General features: G+C 25.1%; 2 protein-coding genes and 1 pseudogene. All 3 read left to right on the top strand.

Annotated features, from left to right (window positions below):
• Positions 1-718, top strand: a pseudogene (locus DRF67_RS21255) (M57 family metalloprotease); the annotation flags it as partial.
• Positions 699-1112: a hypothetical protein gene (locus tag DRF67_RS21250; protein WP_115930297.1), complete on the top strand. Its 414-nt coding sequence runs from the start codon at positions 699-701 to the stop codon at positions 1110-1112. The pseudogene DRF67_RS21255 and the gene DRF67_RS21250, both read left to right, overlap by 20 nt.
• 9 nt (positions 1113-1121) lie before the next feature.
• On the top strand, positions 1122-1535 hold the full coding sequence (locus DRF67_RS21245) for a hypothetical protein (protein ID WP_115930296.1): 414 nt from the start codon (positions 1122-1124) through the stop codon (positions 1533-1535).
• Positions 1536-1611 lie beyond the last annotated feature (76 nt).

Below are 1611 nucleotides of genomic sequence, written 5' to 3'. Positions count from 1 at the left end.
AGAAACAGGTTTTTACAGTTTTAAATGGAGAAATTACATGCCGGATGTGGGAAGGTTCTTTAATATAGATCCACTTTCTGAAAAATATGCTTATCAATCTCATTATAATTTTGCTGAAAATAGAATTATAGATGGTCGAGAATTAGAGGGACTTGAATGGGTTAAGAGTACCACATTAAATGATAATGGAACAAAAACATACACATTAAGTGCTACTATCAACCTTGTGAATAGATCACAAAATTTAACTCCAGAAGGTGTAGATGCATTTAAAACGAATTTTGTTTCTCAAATGAAAGAATCATTTGGTGGGGCTATGAATAATGGAGATAAAATAGAGGTGGGAAATATTAATTTTACAGATAAAGGTTCTTATACTATTGCGCTTACAGATCAAATTTCCACAGAACAATCAAGTAAAGAGCTTGATAATGGTTCTGAGCTTAAAGGTTATACTTTTGGAGAGAATGGAAATAGTCAGGTTAATTATATGGAAGCTGTTGTATCTGGAGAAATGACACCAGCTTATGCTACACACGAAATTGGTCATTCTCTAGGACTTAAACATAAAGATGATGAAAATAACACAGTTGATAGAACTAAGATAAAGACGTCTAATTTAATGTCTAAACCTCAATGGGAAATATCAAAGCAAACAATACCAGAGCAGAAACAAATAATAATTCAAAATGTTCCAGATGAAAAAAATAAAAATTAGCTTTTTACCAATATTTATTTTACTTTCAGTTTTAAGCTGCACATCTATTAATAAAATAAGATATACATATATCCCTGAAAATAAGAATTCTTCGATATTTTTAGGCGAAGAAATACTATTATATCTATATAATGAAAAAGGGATAAAAAAAGATATCACTTTAATTACAGATAATGGAGTTTTAATTTATTCTAATAATGGCGAATTGAAAAAAAAATCTCAATATATAGAATTAAGCTTTCCCAAGAATACAAAAAATATTATTATTAAATATAATGGAAAAAGAAATAGGATAAAGCTTAATACAAGTTACAGATATTTATATTTTGAATTTGTTGGAAAAGATCTTATAGAAATTGTTTATTCAGATAAAAAGCCTGAGTTCATAGATTAATATTTAAAAATGAAAAAATTAAGTAAAATATTATTTCTATTAATTGATCTAATGTTTATAGTTAGTTGTAATACCAATAATTTAAGATACACTCTAATTCCTAATGATAAAAAATCTGAGAATATAAAAGAGAACAAGACTCTATTATTATATTTATATAATGAAAAAGATATCACTAAAAATATAGATATTACTAACGATAAAAGAGAAGAAATATATTCAAATAAAGGAGTTTTAGGAGATAAATCTAAGTTTTTAGAATTAAAAATACCAGTTGGGACAAGATATGTGCTTGTTAATTATAATAAAAAAAGAAATAAAATTGAAGTTAAACATGATTATAATTATTTATATCTTGAATTTAAAGGTGAGGATTTTATAGAAATTGTATACTCAAATGAAAAACCTGAATTTATAGATTAAAATTTATAATGGAAAAAACTAAGTAAAACTTTTTTTTATTATTTATTATCATATTTATCTTTAGTTGCAGTAGCAA

This window comes from Chryseobacterium pennipullorum, assembly GCF_003384725.1.
Classification (GTDB): Bacteria; Bacteroidota; Bacteroidia; order Flavobacteriales; family Weeksellaceae; genus Chryseobacterium; species Chryseobacterium pennipullorum.
This window is presented reverse-complemented; position numbering and strand designations above follow the sequence as displayed.

Excerpts from the sequence above, each read along its gene's own strand:
- DRF67_RS21250 (WP_115930297.1), top strand. The coding sequence starts at position 699 with ATGAAAAAAATAAAAATTAGCTTTTTACCAATATTTATTTTACTTTCA.
- DRF67_RS21245 (WP_115930296.1), top strand. The coding sequence starts at position 1,122 with ATGAAAAAATTAAGTAAAATATTATTTCTATTAATTGATCTAATGTTT.